The following is a 14,976-nucleotide window of genomic DNA, read 5'->3' as shown; positions in this document are numbered from 1 at the left end:
GGCAGGGTAACGGGGTCGGTGCTTTGGAATAAGCGTCGGAAAGGCAAAATACATTTGATTAAAAAGCACGAATCAACAGCTGATTCTTAACCGATGATCAGCAGATGACCTCCCAGCGCGGCCATGCCGATAAAGAACACCCGCTTGAACAGCACGGCACTGATGCGCTGGCGCAGGGCCTGGCCCAGCCACATCCCGAGCAGCGCGGGAACCAGCGCCAGCAACGAGGCGTTCAATTCGCCGCCGCCCAGGCTGCCACGCCAGAACAGCCCGGCTGCCAGCGCCAGGGTCGACACGGTGAACGACAGCCCCAACGCCTGCACCAGCTGATCGCGGTTCAAGCCCAACGCTTGCAGATACGGCACCGCCGGTATCACGAACACCCCAGTGGCCGAGGTGATGACCCCGGTCAGCACGCCGCACAGCGGGCCCAGCCAGCGCTCGGTGTCCGGGCTGACCTTGAACGTCGGCAGCAACAGCCCGCTCAAGGCATACACCAGCAGCGCGCCGCCCAACGCCCGCACCACCCAATGCCCGCCATCCATGCCCAGCCACACCGAGCCCAGCCCGGTGCCGAGGAAAATCAGCAGGAGCATCGGCCACAGGCGTTTGATCAACGCGCTCAGGTGACCGCCGAAGGCCAGTTGCCAGAGGTTGGTGACGGTGGACGGGATGATCAGCAACGCCGCAGCCTGCGCCGGCAACATAGCCAGGCCGAGCATGCCCATGGCGACGGTGGGCAGGCCCAGGCCGATGACGCCCTTGACCGTACCGGCCAGCAGGAAGGTGCCGATCACCAGCAATGTCAGGGCCGGGCCGAGGTTTTGGTAGAACGCGAGTAAGGTATTCATGGGTCGATTTTGCAGGTTTGGGTGATATCTGAAAATTCGCCATATACTGAGGCAGCCTCTTGTTTTGCATGAGGCAGATGGCCTCTTCGCGAGCAAGCCCGCTCCCACATTTAGATCTGTGAACCCTTTCAAAATGTGGGAGCGGGCTTGCTCGCGAAGAGGCCCGTACAGACACTGAGATCCCCAGCCCATGCACTTTGACCTGATCGACCTGCGCCTGTACCTGCACATCCTCGACACCGGCAATATCACCGCCGGCGCCAGCCGCAGCCATTTGTCCCTGGCGGCGGCGAGTGCACGGATCCGGGCGATGGAAGCCTCCCTGGGCATCGAGTTTCTTGAACGTGGCCGCCGTGGCGTCACCCCGACTGCTGCGGGTAAAGCCCTCGCCCGTCACGCCCGCCTGCTGTTGCAGCAAGCCGATCACCTGCAGCAAGACCTCGCGGAATACGCCAACGGCGTCAAGGGCCAGGTGCGCCTGCTGTGCAACACCACCGCCCTGAGCGAATACCTGCCGGAACTGTTGGCGGACTTTCTGCACGAGCACCCCAACCTCGACATCGACCTGCAGGAACTGCCAAGCCTGCGCATCACCCACGCCTTGCGCCAGGGCGCGGCAGACCTGGGGATTATTTCCGACGCAGTAGACACCCACGGCCTGCAAACCCTGCCCTTTCGCGACGACCCGCTGGTGCTGATCATGCCGCTGGATCACCCGCTGACCGGGCGCACCGTGAGTTTTATCGACAGCTTGCAGCACGACTACGTGGGCCTGGCCGCCGACAGCGCGCTGGCGGTGTACCTGGAGGAACAGGCATTGCACGCAGGCTTTCGCTTGCAGACACGCATCCGCGCTGATGGGTTTGACGGGCTGATTCGCATGGTCGCCCGGGGCGCCGGGCTGGGGATCGTGCCCCTGGCCGCGCTGGAACGCTGGCCGTTGGAGCGGCGCTTCAAGGCCCAACCCCTGAGCGAGGATTGGGCCTGCCGCAAACTGCTGTTATGCGCCCGCGAGTTCGAGCAATTGCCGGGTTATGCCAAAGCCTTGTTCGATGCCTTGGCCGCGCCCTTGCGGAAGAATACGTAGTACACCGCCGACAGAATCAGCAGGAACGGCACCCCGAACACCAGCGTCATCTTGAATGCATCGGTGAAGAACGTGGTGATCATCACCGCGCCCATCAGCACCAGGCCCAGCAGTGTGCTGTAGGGAAACAGCGCCAGCTGGAACGACAGCTTCGCCCCGCCGTGACGCTTGCGGTAGCGGCGGAAAAACAGGTGCGTGAGGAAGATCATGAACCAGGTGAAGATCGCGCCAAACATCGAGATCGCCATCATCAGGGTGAACGAGCTTTCCGGGTACACCACGTTCAGCAGGGTCGCCAGGGCAATGCCCGAGCTGGACAGCAACAAGGCGTTCAACGGGATCCCGCTCTTGCTCAAGGCGCCCATGGACTTGGGCGCAAAACCGGCGCGGGACAGGCTGAACATCATGCGGGTGGTGATGTAGAGCTGGCTGTTCATCGCCGACAGCGCAGCGATCAGGATCACGAAGTTCATCACCCCGGTGGCGCCGGGAATGCCGATGGTCTGCATCACCGTGACGAACGGGCTCTGGGCGTGGCCGGCCTGGTTCCACGGCACGATGGCCAACATCAGCGCCAGGGTCAGCAGGTAGAACACCACCAGCCGCACGATGGTCGCGCGGAAGGCTTTTTTCACCGCCTGCTCCGGGTCGGCCGCTTCACCGGCGGCCACCGCGATCATTTCCACGCTCAGGTAACTGAAGATCGAGACGATCACCGCGATCCACATGCCGCTCAACCCGTTCGGGAAAAAGCCGCCGTGGGCCGCGTAGTTCTGCACGCCGTAATCCGGATTGCCGGAGCCGAACACCACGTACACCGCGAGGATGATGAAGCCAACGATGGCGCTGATCTTGATCGTGGAGAACCAGTACTCGAAGTTGCCGAAGGTCTTGACGCTGATGGCGTTGAGTACGATCAGCACGCTGGAAAACGAGACGATCCACACCCATTCCGGCACGTTGGCAAACCAGTACTTCATGTACATCGCCACCGCCGTGACCTCGGCGCCCACCGCCAGCACAATCGCCGCCCAGTACGCATAGCGCACCAGGAAACCGGCCAGCGGGCTGACGTAAAATTCGGCATACGCGCCGAAGGAGCCCGAGGTGGAATGCGCCACGGTCATCTCCGCCAGGCAGCCCATCAACAGCAAAGTGATCAGCGCACCGATGGCATAGCTGACCAGCACGCTGGGCCCGGCATAGCCGATGGCGTAGGCGCTGCCCATGAACAGCCCGGTGCCGATTGCGCCACCGATGGCGATCATGCTCATCTGGCCGGAAGTGAGCTGGCGCCTGAGGCCCAGTTCGCGATTGGTGATTTCGGCAAAGCCTTGGTCTGGCGTGGTCACGTGGCGTGCCCCTTTATTATTGTGATTGCACTGCTTTCTGGTTGAAACACTGTCCCCTGTGGGAGCGGGCTTGCTCGCGAATGCGGTGTGCCAGTCAATACATCAGAGACTGATGGACCGTATTCGCGAGCAAGCCCGCTCCCACAGTTTTTGCTCTGCGTTTACTCAGGTGACGCTGTGACGAACCTTGAACTGCGGCTGGTCCCAGGTTTTCTGATCGAGAATCTCACCCAGGATTTCCACCGCATCCCACACTTCAGCAAAGCTGGTGTACAGCGGGGTAAACCCGAAACGCATGATGCGCGGCTCGCGATAATCACCAATCACGCCGCGAGCGATCAAGGCCTGGATAACCGCGTAGCCTTCCGGGTGTTCGAAGCTGACGTGGCTACCCCGTCGGGCATGCTCACGCGGGGTGATCAGGGTCAGGTCGTGGGCGGCGCAACGGCTTTCCACCAACTCGATAAACAGGTCGGTCAACGCCAGGGATTTAGAGCGCAAGCTGGCCATATCGGTCTGGGCGAAAATATCCAGGCCACACTCCACCATCGCCAGCGAGGTAATCGGCTGGGTGCCGCACAGGTAGCGGGCGATGCCCTGGCTCGGCGCATAACGCGATTCCATGGCGAACTGTCGGGTATGCCCGAACCAGCCCGACAGCGGCTGCGTAACCACATCCACCAGCGCCGGGTTGACCCACACAAACGCCTGGGAGCCGGGCCCGCCGTTGAGGTATTTGTAAGTGCAACCAATCGCATAATCGGCACCGGCCTGATGCAGGTCGATCGGCACCGCGCCCGCCGAATGCGCCAGGTCCCAGATCGCCAGCGCGCCACATTCATGGCTCAAGGCAGTCTGGGCCTGCATGTCGTACATGTAGCCGGTCTTGTAGTTGACGTGGGTGAGCATCACCACGGCCGTGTCCTGGTCGATGGCTTTCGGCAGTTCGTCCGGGCTGTTGACCAGGCGCAGGGAGTAGCCCTGTTGCAGCAGTTCGGTGAGGCCTTCGGCGATGTACAGGTCGGTGGGGAAATTGCTCGCTTCGCTGACGATCACCTTGCGGCTTGGCGCGCGTTCGCGTTGCACGGTCAGCGCGGCGCTGAGCACTTTGAACAGGTTGATGGAGGTGGTATCGGTGATCACCACTTCACCGTCGCGGGCACCGATCAGCGGTGCCAGGCGATTGCCCAGGCGCTGGGACAGGTCGGCCCAGCCGGCACTGTTCCAACTGCGAATCAGCCCATTGCCCCACTCCTCGGCAATAACCGCTTGCGCCCGTTCCAGTGCCGCTACCGGGCGCGCACCGAGGGAGTTGCCGTCGAGGTAGATGACCCCGGCCGGCAAGGCGAATTGGTTGCGCAATGGCGCCAGCGGATCCTGGGCGTCGAGGGTCAGGCAATGGGTGCGGGTGGTCATGGTCAGTCCTGTTGTTGTAGTAACAATGAGCCAAATAATGAACGAAGCTTTAGAGAATTTTCGTGCAAAGTGGTGGGCAACAGGCTAATTAAGCTGTAGGAAATTCGAATTTAACCCCCAAACACGCGGATTTATTCTAACCATGATTCTCGACGCCACCGACCTGCGCCTTCTGCATTTCCTGCAACAGGATGGCCGTATCAGTAACCAGGAACTGGCGGAGAAAGTCGCCCTGTCGCCGTCGGCCTGCCTGCGGCGTTTGCGCCTGCTGGAAAGCGAGGGAATCATCAGTGGTTATCGGGCGGTGTTGAACGCCGAGCAACTGGGGATCGAGCTGGAGGCCATCGTCCACCTGTCGTTACGCCAGGATGTGGAGGATTGGCACGAGACGTTTATCAAGAAGGTGCAAGGGTGGCCGGAGGTGGCCAGTGCGTATGTGATTACCGGGGCGAGCAATTATGTGCTGCGGGTGCAGGCGCGCAACCTCAAGCACTTTTCGGATTTCATTGTGAACCACCTGAACCGCACGGCGGGGGTGATGGATATTCGCTCGGAGATCGTGTTGCAGAAGATCAAGGATCGGGATGATCTGCTCGATCTGGTTGTTCGCAAATAGGCCAAACGATACAGAGCCAATGTGGGAGCGGGCTTGCTCGCGAAGGCGGAGTGTCAGTCACCGGAAATATTGACTGATCCACCGCATTCGCGAGCAAGCCCGCTCCCACATTTTTTTACCGCGTTCAGTCTTCGAGCGCGCGAACTCGCTGCATACGTTTCTGTTCGACAGGCGCCGCCGCAGGCTGCAACTCGAAGTCAAAATCAATCTGCGCAAACTGCCCTTCCACACCAAATTCCTTCGCCAGGTTTGCGTCCTCGCTGAAGCGAATTTCGGCGATCAATTCATCCCGCGTCGCATAGGCAAAATCATCATGCAGGTACGGATCATCCGACAGGTTGATCTGCGTGGTCAGGTGCCGATGGCCCGGCGCCGAGATGAAGAAGTGGATATGCGCCGGCCGCTGGCCATGGCGCCCCAACTGGTCCAGCAACTGCTGGGTCGGGCCGGTCGGCGGGCAGCCATACCCCGACGGCACGATGCTGCGAAAACGGTAGTTGCCCTGGGCATCGGTCTCGATTCGCCGACGCAGGTTGAACTCCGACTGCGTGCTGTCAAACCACGAATACGTACCACCGGTATTGGCCTGCCATACATCGACAATCGCCCCCGCCAACGGCTTGCCATTGGTGTCGCGCACCTGGCCCTGCATGAACAGCGGCACGCCCGGGTCCTGCCCGTCGTCCAGCCGCGCCTCGAACTTGGACAGCGGCGCACCGGCCACATACAGCGGGCCTTCGATGGTGCGCGGGGTGCCGCCGGACTTGCCGGCTTCCTCGTCCGCCGCGTCCATCAGCATGTCCAGGTAATGCTCCAGGCCCAGGCCTGCCGCGAGCAAGCCGGCTTCCTGGTTCTTGCCCAGTTCGTTGAGGTAGTTGACCGCCTTCCAGAACTCTTCCGGAGTCACTTCCAGGTCTTCGATGATGTTCACCGTGTCCCGCAGGATCCGGTAGATCAGCGCCTTGGCCCGTGGGTTGCCGCCGTCGTTAAGGTTGCCGCTGGCTTCTTCGAGAAACTGTTGGGCATGAGCAGTCTGGGAAAGTCGGATGGACATGGTGCAATCCTCATCTTGTAATTATTAGGTGAAAAAACAGACTCAGCGATCATCCTCACGGATCGACGATGGATGCCGGCACAGGGCATTCACTTCGATGGCCATGTAAGGATAAAGCGGCAGTTGCATCAACAGGTCATGCAGTTCCTGCACGCTGTCGACATCGAACACGCTGTAGTTGGCGTACAGCCCGGCGATGCGCCACAGGTGGCGCCATTTGCCTTGCTCCTGCAGCCGCTGGGAGAAGGCTTTTTCTTCAGCCTTGAGGCCGGCAGCGCGCTCGGGGTTCATGTCGACGGGCAGGTTCACGGTCATTTTTACGTGGAACAACATCGCAGGTGTCCTCTTGTTATTTATCGCGACGGAAGAACGCCAGGCGCTCTTCATCGATGGCCAGGCCCAGGCCCGGAGCGGTGGAGACATGCAGGTGGAAATCGCGGTACACCAGCGGCTCGGCGAGGATGTCTTCGGTGAGCAGCAGCGGGCCGAACAGCTCGGTGTCCCACGCCAGTTTGTTCAAGGTGAGGAACGCGTGGGCCGAAGCCAGGGTACCGATACCGCCTTCGAGCATGGTGCCGCCGTACAGGCCGATACCCGCCGCCTCGGCAATCGCAGCGGTGCGCAATACCGCACGCGGCCCGCCGTTTTTGGCGATCTTCAGGGCGAACACCGAGGCCGCGCCTTCGCGGGCCAGGTTGAAGGCATCTTCCACGCATTCGATGGACTCGTCGGCCATGATCGGCGCCGGGCTCGACAGGTTGAGCCGCACCATGCCACTACGGTTGTTGCGCGAGATCGGTTGTTCGATCAGGTCGATACCGTTGTCCCCCAGCACCTTGCAGGCGCGCAGGGCCACGGCTTCGTCCCAGGCCTGGTTGACGTCGACCCGCACACTGGCGCGGTCGCCCAGGGCTTTTTTGATCGCGATGACGTGGGCCAGGTCCTGGCTGATTTCACCGGCGCCGATCTTCAATTTGAAAATGCGGTGGCGGCGCAGGTCGAGCATCTTCTCGGCCTCGGCGATGTCTTTTTCGGTGTTGCCGCTGGCCAGGGTCCAGGCCACCGGCAAGGCGTCCCGCACGCGGCCGCCGAGCAATTCGCTGACCGGCAGGTTCAGGCGTTTGCCGAGGGCGTCGAGCAAGGCGCTTTCGATACCCGACTTGGCAAAGGTGTTGCCCCGGATGCTGCGCTCCAGGCGCAACATGGCGGCATTGATGTTGCTCGCGTCCTGGCCGAGCAGCAGCGGCGCGAAGTGCCGGTCGATGTTGATCTTGATGCTGTCGGGGCTTTCATTGCCGTAGCTCAGGCCGCCGATGGTGGTGGATTCACCAATGCCTTCGATACCGTCGGCGCAGCGCACGCGGATGATCACCAGGGTCTGGTTCTGCATCGTGTGCATCGCCAGTTTGTGCGGGCGGATGGTAGGGAGATCGACGATGATGGTCTCGATCGACTCGATGGCGCAAATCGGCATGGCAATACCCGTTGGGTTCTTTATAGATTTGGCCTGATTCTGTTCCGGATCTCTGCTGGCTTCCAATATAGAATGAGTCTCGAACAATACCCTTAAGGTATGAATGGAGTCCTTATGGAACTGCGCCATCTGCGTTACTTCCAGGTGCTGGGGGAAACCCTCAACTTCACCCGCGCCGCCGAACGCCTGCACATTGCCCAGCCGCCGCTGAGCCGGCAGATCCAGCAATTGGAGGACGAACTGGGTGTGGTGCTGCTGGAGCGCGGGCGCCCGTTGCGCCTGACCGAAGCCGGGCGGTTTTTCTATGAGCACGCCAATGTGCTGCTGGAGCAACTGGGCAAGGTGTGTGACAACACCCGGCGCATCGGCCTTGGGCAGAAAACCTGGCTGGGCATCGGTTTTGCGCCGTCGACGCTGTACGGCGTGCTGCCGGAGTTGATTCGCCGGCTGCGCAGCCACGATGGCCTGGAGCTGGAGTTGGGCCTGTCGGAGATGACCACGCTGCAACAGGTCGAAGCCCTCAAGGCCGGGCGGATTGACGTGGGCTTCGGGCGGATTCGCATCGACGACCCGGCCATTGTGCAGCGGGTGTTGGTGGAGGACCGGTTGGTGGCGGTGTTGCCCGCCGGGCATCCCCTGCTGGGCGCCCCGGCCACCCTGGCGCAATTGGCCGCTGAACCCTTCGTGCTGTATCCCGGCAACCCGCGCCCGAGCTACGCCGACCATGTGATCGCGCTGTTCGATACCCATGGCTTGAGCCTGAAGGTTTCGCAGTGGACCAACGAATTGCAGACCGCCATTGGTCTGGTCGGCGCAGGCATGGGCGTGACCCTGGTACCCGCCTCGGTGCAGGTGCTGCACCGCGCAGACATTGGCTACACACCGGTGGTGGAGGCCACCGCCACGTCGCCGATCATTCTCAGCCGGCGAATCAATGACCAGTCGCCGGGGCTCAGTCATTGCCTGCAACTGGTGGAAGAGTTGATTTAAAAGAACACCACACATCCAATGTGGGAGCGGGCTTGCTCGCGAATGCGCAGTGTCAGTCACCGAATGAGTTGGCTGATGCACCGCATTCGCGAGCAAGCCCGCTCCCACAGTTGATCTCCGTTGTTTTTGCGTAAGGTGTTCACCCCCGCATGCGCCGGGCGTCGTTGCGTTGCAGGGTCTGGCTGGGGGATTCGTCGAACAGCTTGCGGTATTCGGCCGAGAATCGCCCCAGATGAGTAAAGCCCCAGCCCAGGGCGATTTCGGAGATGGTGCGCGTGGAGCCATGTTCGAGGATTTGCTGGCGCACGGCACCCAGGCGGTATTTCTTCAGATAGGCCATGGGCGACAGGGCGAAGTATTTGCGGAAGGCATCGAACAGCTTGAAGCGCGACACGCCCGCCGCCGCCTCCAGATCCTCCAGGTGCACCGCTTCCCGGGCGTTGTCGTGGATGTACTGTCGGGCACGAATCAAATAGTGCGGCAGTTTCACCCCCAGCACGTCCCGCAATTCTTCGGAATAGTTGTTCGGCTGGGCCAGGATCAGGCCCTTGATCAGCGAGCTTTCCAGGTCCCGGGTAAACGCCACCTGGTCATACAGCTCGCTGCTGCGCTCCAGTTCGGCGATGAAATACCGCGCCATGCGCCACCACGACGCGGAAGCGCCGTCCACCGCGTCCATCGCCGACTCGAAGCGCAGCGGCGCTTCAATCGGCCGCTGCAGCAGGCCTTCCAGGGATTCGCTCATCGCCGCGCGGGTGATCACCACCTGCAACTTGCGGCAGTCGCCCGAGATCTCCAGCACCTGATGTTCGTTGGGCGAAATGATCACCCCCTGGTCACGGTTGGAGCTGAGCCGTACGCCGTTCTTGCTCAGTTCCTGCTCGCCCACCAGCGGCAGGGTCAGGCTGTAGCTGCTGAAGTGCTCGGCGTCTTCAATGTCGATGGTGACATCGGTGCCGTATTCGATAATCCCCAGCGTCGTGGCGCGGGACTTGAACACATTGGCGCTGTGGTGAAAGCGGATGCGCTCCGGCGTCGCGGTTTGCAGGCGGTGCGGCCCGCAAATGCCGGACATCCAGCTGCAGGCGCCTTCAAGGTCGAAGCGCTCGATACGTATATCGCGTGTATTGCTACTCATCACGGGGCACCCACGGCAATTGTGGCCGGCGCGCTCTGACGGCGCGTCCTGGTAGATCGACAGCAAGTTTTGCGCCACGCCAGCGGCATTGCCACTGGGTGGATAGCAACCGTCGACTAAGTGGATAACAAGCAGACTTTTCCGACAATCGCCTTGCAAGACAGTAGCGCATTCCGCCACCGTCCTGCACCGCCGTGGGTATTTCGTGCCCAACTAAGTGGCCCACCTTCCCCCATTAACCGGATAGCCCGGTGCCCCGCCGCAGCCTCTTAATGGCTTACCCGTCTAGCCATTATCAAAAAAGGTGCCTCCCATGAGTGGTGCAAGAAGCGTCGAGCAGTGGAAAAGCTTTATCGAAGGCTGCCTGGACTTCCGTCCGGTGGATGAGGTGTTCCGCATCGCCCGGGACATGTTCACCGAGCCGGAGTTGTTCGAGCTGGAAATGGAGCTGATCTTCGAAAAAAACTGGATCTATGCCTGTCACGAGAGCGAACTGGCCAACAAGCACGACTTCGTGACGATGCGCGCCGGGCGCCAGCCGATGATCATCACCCGCGACGGCGAAGGCCAGCTCAACGCGCTGATCAACGCCTGCCAGCACCGGGGCACCACCCTGACCCGGGTTGGCAAGGGCAACCAGTCCACGTTTACCTGCCCGTTCCATGCCTGGTGCTACAAGAGCGATGGCCGGCTGGTGAAGGTCAAGGCGCCGGGGGAATACCCGGAAGGCTTCGACAAGGCCACTCGCGGCCTGAAAAAGGCGCGGATCGAGAGCTACAAGGGTTTCGTCTTCATCAGCCTCGACGTGAACGGCACCAACAGCCTGGAAGATTTCCTCGGCGACGCCAAAGTGTTCTTCGACATGATGGTCGCCCAATCGGCCACCGGTGAGCTGGAAGTGCTGCCGGGCAAGTCCGCCTACACCTACGACGGTAACTGGAAACTGCAAAACGAGAACGGCCTGGACGGTTATCACGTCAGCACCGTGCACTACAACTACGTGGCCACGGTGCAGCATCGCCAGCAGGTCAATACGGAAAACGGCACCGGCTCGGGCACGACACTGGACTACAGCAAACTCGGCGCCGGCGACGCGAACACCGATGACGGCTGGTTCGCCTTCAACAATGGCCACAGCCTGTTGTTCAGCGACATGCCCAACCCCACCGTGCGTTCGGGCTACGCCACCATCATGCCGCGCCTGATCGAAGAACACGGCCAGCAAAAAGCCGAATGGATGATGCACCGCCTGCGCAACCTGAACATCTACCCAAGCCTGTTCTTCCTCGACCAGATCAGCTCGCAGCTGCGGATCATCCGGCCCATCGCGTGGAACAAGACCGAAATCATCAGCCAGTGCCTGGGGGTGAAGAACGAGTCTGACGCCGACCGAGAAAACCGCATTCGCCAGTTCGAGGATTTCTTCAACGTCTCGGGCATGGGCACGCCGGATGACCTGGTGGAATTTCGCGAAGCCCAGCGCGGCTTCCAGGGCCGCCTGGAACGCTGGAGCGATATCTCCCGCGGCAGCCATCGCTGGGAAACCGGGCCGACACCCAACAGCGAATCCATCGGTATCCAGCCGGCGATGACCGGCACCGAATTCACCCACGAAGGGCTGTACGTCAACCAGCACCGCAACTGGCAGAAATTCCTGCTGGACGGACTCGACCAGCAAGCCCTGAAACTGCGGGAGGTGGAATGATGAATGCGCAATTGCAGTACCGGATCGAGCAGTTTTTCTATCGTAAATCCGAGCTGTGCGATGCCCAGGATTGGGACGCCTACGTGCAGTTGTTCGACCCGCAGAGTGAATTCCACCTGCCGCAGTGGGATTCGGAACATGTCTACACCCGCGACCCGAAGCGCGAAATGTCGTTGATCTACTACGCCAACCGCTCGGGGCTGGAGGATCGGGTGTTTCGCCTGCGCACGGGCAAGGCCGCGTCGGCCACGCCGATGCCGAGGACGCTGCATTTGATCAACAACGTGCGGATTGCCGAGCAACCGGACGGGCTGCTGGAGGTGAAGTTGAACTGGCATACGTTGTTCTATCGGCTGGCGACGTCGGAGCAGTTCTACGGCAGCGCCACTTACAGCCTCAAGCCCGATGGCGACAGTTGGTTGATCACCCGCAAGCATGCGCTGCTGCTCAACGACACCATCAACTCGGTGCTGGATTTCTATCACCTGTGACCTGATGCATTACACCTGTGGCGAGGGAGCTTGCTCCCGCTGGACCGGGTTGGCGCTCCAGTGCGTAGCGCTCCCGGCTTTTTGGGGCTGCTGCGCAGCCCAGCGGGAGCAAGCTCCCTCGCCACAGGTAAATCGCAGGCATAGAAAATCAAACTCGCGGAGTTCTGCGAATGAATCACAAAGTGGCCTTCAGTTTTGCCGACGGCAAGACCCTGTTTTTCCCGGTGGGCGCCAATGAGATCCTGTTGGATGCAGCCCTGCGCAATGGCATCAAGATCCCGCTCGACTGCCGCGAAGGCGTATGCGGCACCTGCCAGGGCCGCTGCGAGTCCGGCGATTTCACCCAGGACTACGTAGACGAGGAAGCCCTCTCCAGCCTCGATCTGCAACAACGCAAAATGCTCAGCTGCCAGACCCGGGTCCAATCCGATGCGGCGTTCTACTTCGATTTTGATTCCAGCCTGTGCAACGCGCCGGGGCCAGTACAAATCCGCAGTACGGTGAGCCAAGTGCAACAGGTCTCGGCCAGCACCGCGATCCTGCACCTGCAGCTTGAACGCCCATTGGACTTTTTGCCGGGCCAATATGCCCGCCTGTCGATTCCCGGCACCGACAGTTGGCGCTCCTACTCTTTCGCCAACCGCCCGGGCAATCAGTTGCAGTTCCTGATCCGCCTGCTGCCCGATGGCGTGATGAGCAACTACATCCGCGAACGCTGCCAGGTCGGCGATGAACTGCTGCTGGAAGCGCCACTGGGCGCCTTCTACCTCAGGCACGTCACCCAACCGCTGGTGTTGGTGGCCGGTGGCACCGGCTTATCGGCGCTGCTGGGCATGCTTGACGACCTGGCCGCCAGCACCTGCCAACAGCCGGTGCACCTGTATTACGGCGTGCGGGGTGCGGCCGATTTATGCGAGGCAACACGCATAAAAGCCTACGCCGATACGATCCCGGGGTTTCGCTACACCGAGGTACTCAGCGACCCACCTTCGGACTGGGCCGGCAAACGCGGCTACCTCACCGAGCATTTCGACCTGGCCGAATTGCGGGATCAATCGGCAGATATGTACGTCTGCGGCCCCCCTCCGATGGTCGAATCCATCAAACAATGGCTGCTGGATCAGGCACTTGATGGCGTTCAGCTGTATTACGAAAAGTTTACCGAGAGTAATATCTGACCCCTCAGCGGTATGAGGGGCTGGTTCGGTGTGCGATCAACCCTGAAAAAAACAAGTAGAAGGGAATGTTAATGGCGGATGACATGGTTAACCCGGTGGGCCTCAAGCGTGGCCTGAAGAACCGGCATATTCAGCTGATTGCCTTGGGAGGGGCGATCGGGACCGGGCTGTTCCTCGGCTCGGCGGGCGTGCTCAAGTCGGCGGGGCCGTCGATGATCCTGGGCTATGCGGTAGCCGGGTTCATCGCGTTCCTGATCATGCGCCAGCTGGGCGAAATGATCGTCGAGGAACCGGTGGCCGGCTCCTTCAGCCACTTCGCCCACAAGTACTGGGGCGGTTACGCAGGCTTCCTCGCCGGCTGGAACTACTGGGTACTCTACGTGCTGGTGGGCATGGCCGAGCTGACAGCGGTGGGCAAGTACATCCAGTTCTGGTGGCCGGAAATTCCGACCTGGGTCAGTGCGGTGGTGTTCTTTGTGCTGGTCAACCTGATCAACACCCTCAACGTGAAGTTCTTCGGTGAGACCGAGTTCTGGTTCGCGATCATCAAGGTGGTGGCGATTGTCGGCATGATCGTGCTCGGCTGCTACCTGCTGTTCAGCGGCACCGGCGGCCCGCAGGCCTCGGTGAGCAACCTGTGGAGCCACGGCGGGTTCTTCCCGAATGGCGGCATGGGGCTGTTGATGTCCATGGCGTTCATCATGTTCTCGTTCGGCGGCCTGGAGCTGGTGGGTATTACCGCCGCCGAAGCCAGCGAACCCCGCAAGGTGATCCCGAAGGCGATCAACCAGGTGGTGTACCGGATCCTGATTTTCTACGTCGGCGCCCTTACCGTGCTGCTGTCGTTGTACCCATGGGATCAACTGCTGCAAACCCTCGGCGCGTCGGGCGATGCCTACAGCGGCAGTCCGTTCGTGCAGATCTTTTCCTTGATCGGTAACGACACCGCCGCCCACATCCTCAACTTCGTGGTCCTGACCGCGGCACTGTCGGTGTACAACAGCGGCGTGTACTGCAACAGCCGCATGCTGTTCGGCCTGGCCGAGCAGGGCGACGCGCCGAAAGCGCTGATGAAGTTGAACAAGCAAGGCGTGCCGCTGCGTGCCCTGGGCATCTCGGCCCTGGTGACGCTGCTGTGTGTGGTGATCAACTACGTCGCGCCGCATGACGCACTGGAGCTGTTGTTTGCGCTGGTGGTTGCCTCGTTGATGATCAACTGGGCGCTGATCAGCCTGACCCACATCAAGTTCCGCAAGGCCATGGGCGAGCAAGGCGTGGTGCCGTCGTTCAAGACCTTCTGGTTCCCGTTCAGCAACTACCTGTGCCTGGCGTTCATGCTGATGATCATCTGCGTGATGCTGGCGATTCCGGGTGTACGGGCGTCGGTGTATGCGATTCCGGTCTGGGTCGGGATCATCTATGTGGCGTACCGGTTGCGGTTGAATAACGCGAAGGCAGTAACATCGCAATAACCCATGTGGGAGCAGGCTTGTGTGGGAGCGGGCTTGCTCGCGAAGGCGTCGTGTCAGTCACCTGATATATTGACTGACACACCGCTTTCGCGAGCAAGCCCGCTCCCACATTTTGATCGTATTCCAAATGAAAAGCCCCGGTACTGATGAGT

14 protein-coding genes are annotated in these 14,976 nt (G+C 61.0%); 7 read left to right on the top strand and 7 right to left on the bottom strand.

Going from position 1 to position 14,976, the window contains the following annotated elements:
• Positions 1 to 86 precede the first annotated feature (86 nt).
• Entirely contained in the window at positions 87 to 851 is a 765-nt protein-coding gene (locus tag HX873_RS02240; RefSeq protein WP_177122306.1) for a sulfite exporter TauE/SafE family protein, read from the bottom strand.
• Positions 852 to 1,041: 190 nt separating this feature from the next.
• Between HX873_RS02240 and HX873_RS02235 the strand changes: the two genes are divergently transcribed.
• Complete coding sequence (locus HX873_RS02235; RefSeq protein ID WP_177021608.1) at positions 1,042 to 1,938, top strand: LysR substrate-binding domain-containing protein; 897 nt, start codon at positions 1,042 to 1,044, stop codon at positions 1,936 to 1,938.
• On the opposite strand, the gene HX873_RS02230 is transcribed toward HX873_RS02235, so the two are convergent.
• Both HX873_RS02230 and kynU read right to left on the bottom strand, forming a co-directional pair.
• Positions 1,884 to 3,290, bottom strand: a complete 1,407-nt coding sequence (locus tag HX873_RS02230; RefSeq protein WP_177122305.1) for an amino acid permease — start codon at positions 3,288 to 3,290, stop codon at positions 1,884 to 1,886. The two genes, HX873_RS02235 and HX873_RS02230, sit on opposite strands and share 55 nt — an antisense overlap.
• Before the next feature lie 165 nt (positions 3,291 to 3,455).
• A complete protein-coding gene (gene kynU / locus HX873_RS02225) occupies positions 3,456 to 4,706 on the bottom strand; it encodes a kynureninase (protein ID WP_134325689.1) in 1,251 nt (416 codons plus the stop codon).
• 142 nt (positions 4,707 to 4,848) lie between these two features.
• Here kynU and HX873_RS02220 point away from each other — a divergent pair, with 142 nt between their 5' ends.
• Positions 4,849 to 5,322 carry an Lrp/AsnC family transcriptional regulator gene (locus HX873_RS02220; protein WP_003212305.1) on the top strand — a complete coding sequence of 158 codons (474 nt, stop codon included), beginning with the start codon at positions 4,849 to 4,851 and terminating at the stop codon, positions 5,320 to 5,322.
• Between the two features lie 124 nt (positions 5,323 to 5,446).
• Here the strand turns inward: HX873_RS02220 and catA are convergent, their stop codons facing one another.
• The 3 genes from catA to HX873_RS02205 are packed head-to-tail and all read right to left on the bottom strand — an operon-like array spanning position 5,447 to position 7,850.
• Positions 5,447 to 6,376 (bottom strand): catechol 1,2-dioxygenase, encoded by a 930-nt coding sequence (catA, locus tag HX873_RS02215; protein WP_003212307.1) that lies wholly within the window; start codon positions 6,374 to 6,376, stop codon positions 5,447 to 5,449.
• Positions 6,377 to 6,418: 42 nt separating this feature from the next.
• Positions 6,419 to 6,709: a muconolactone Delta-isomerase gene (gene catC, locus HX873_RS02210; protein WP_003212310.1), complete on the bottom strand. Its 291-nt coding sequence runs from the start codon at positions 6,707 to 6,709 to the stop codon at positions 6,419 to 6,421.
• 16 nt (positions 6,710 to 6,725) lie between these two features.
• A complete protein-coding gene (locus HX873_RS02205) occupies positions 6,726 to 7,850 on the bottom strand; it encodes a muconate cycloisomerase family protein (protein WP_177122304.1) in 1,125 nt (374 codons plus the stop codon).
• A 114-nt stretch (positions 7,851 to 7,964) separates the two neighbouring features.
• On the opposite strand from HX873_RS02205, the gene HX873_RS02200 reads away from it, so the two are divergent.
• The gene (locus tag HX873_RS02200; RefSeq protein ID WP_177122303.1) at positions 7,965 to 8,840 is read left to right on the top strand and encodes a LysR family transcriptional regulator; all 876 of its coding nucleotides are present in this window, start codon (positions 7,965 to 7,967) and stop codon (positions 8,838 to 8,840) included.
• A gap of 139 nt (positions 8,841 to 8,979) precedes the next feature.
• On the opposite strand, the gene HX873_RS02195 is transcribed toward HX873_RS02200, so the two are convergent.
• Entirely contained in the window at positions 8,980 to 9,978 is a 999-nt protein-coding gene (locus tag HX873_RS02195; RefSeq protein WP_008436676.1) for a helix-turn-helix domain-containing protein, read from the bottom strand.
• 313 nt (positions 9,979 to 10,291) lie between these two features.
• On the opposite strand from HX873_RS02195, the gene antA reads away from it, so the two are divergent.
• From antA to HX873_RS02175, 4 genes are all read left to right on the top strand, one after another.
• Complete coding sequence (gene antA / locus HX873_RS02190; RefSeq protein ID WP_003212318.1) at positions 10,292 to 11,683, top strand: anthranilate 1,2-dioxygenase large subunit; 1,392 nt, start codon at positions 10,292 to 10,294, stop codon at positions 11,681 to 11,683.
• Positions 11,683 to 12,174, top strand: a complete 492-nt coding sequence (antB, locus tag HX873_RS02185) for an anthranilate 1,2-dioxygenase small subunit (protein ID WP_003212320.1) — start codon at positions 11,683 to 11,685, stop codon at positions 12,172 to 12,174. The genes antA and antB overlap by 1 nt, the downstream gene beginning before the upstream one ends.
• Positions 12,175 to 12,344: 170 nt before the next feature.
• Positions 12,345 to 13,352 (top strand): anthranilate 1,2-dioxygenase electron transfer component AntC, encoded by a 1,008-nt coding sequence (gene antC / locus HX873_RS02180; RefSeq protein ID WP_087693453.1) that lies wholly within the window; start codon positions 12,345 to 12,347, stop codon positions 13,350 to 13,352.
• Positions 13,353 to 13,423: 71 nt separating this feature from the next.
• Positions 13,424 to 14,824 (top strand): amino acid permease, encoded by a 1,401-nt coding sequence (locus HX873_RS02175; RefSeq protein WP_177122302.1) that lies wholly within the window; start codon positions 13,424 to 13,426, stop codon positions 14,822 to 14,824.
• The last annotated feature ends 152 nt before the right edge of the window (positions 14,825 to 14,976 follow it).

It is taken from the genome of Pseudomonas sp. P7758, from assembly GCF_013386485.1.
In the GTDB taxonomy this organism is placed as follows: domain Bacteria; phylum Pseudomonadota; class Gammaproteobacteria; order Pseudomonadales; family Pseudomonadaceae; genus Aquipseudomonas.
Note: the sequence above shows the minus strand (reverse complement) of the source record. Positions and strands in the feature narration are given on the sequence as shown.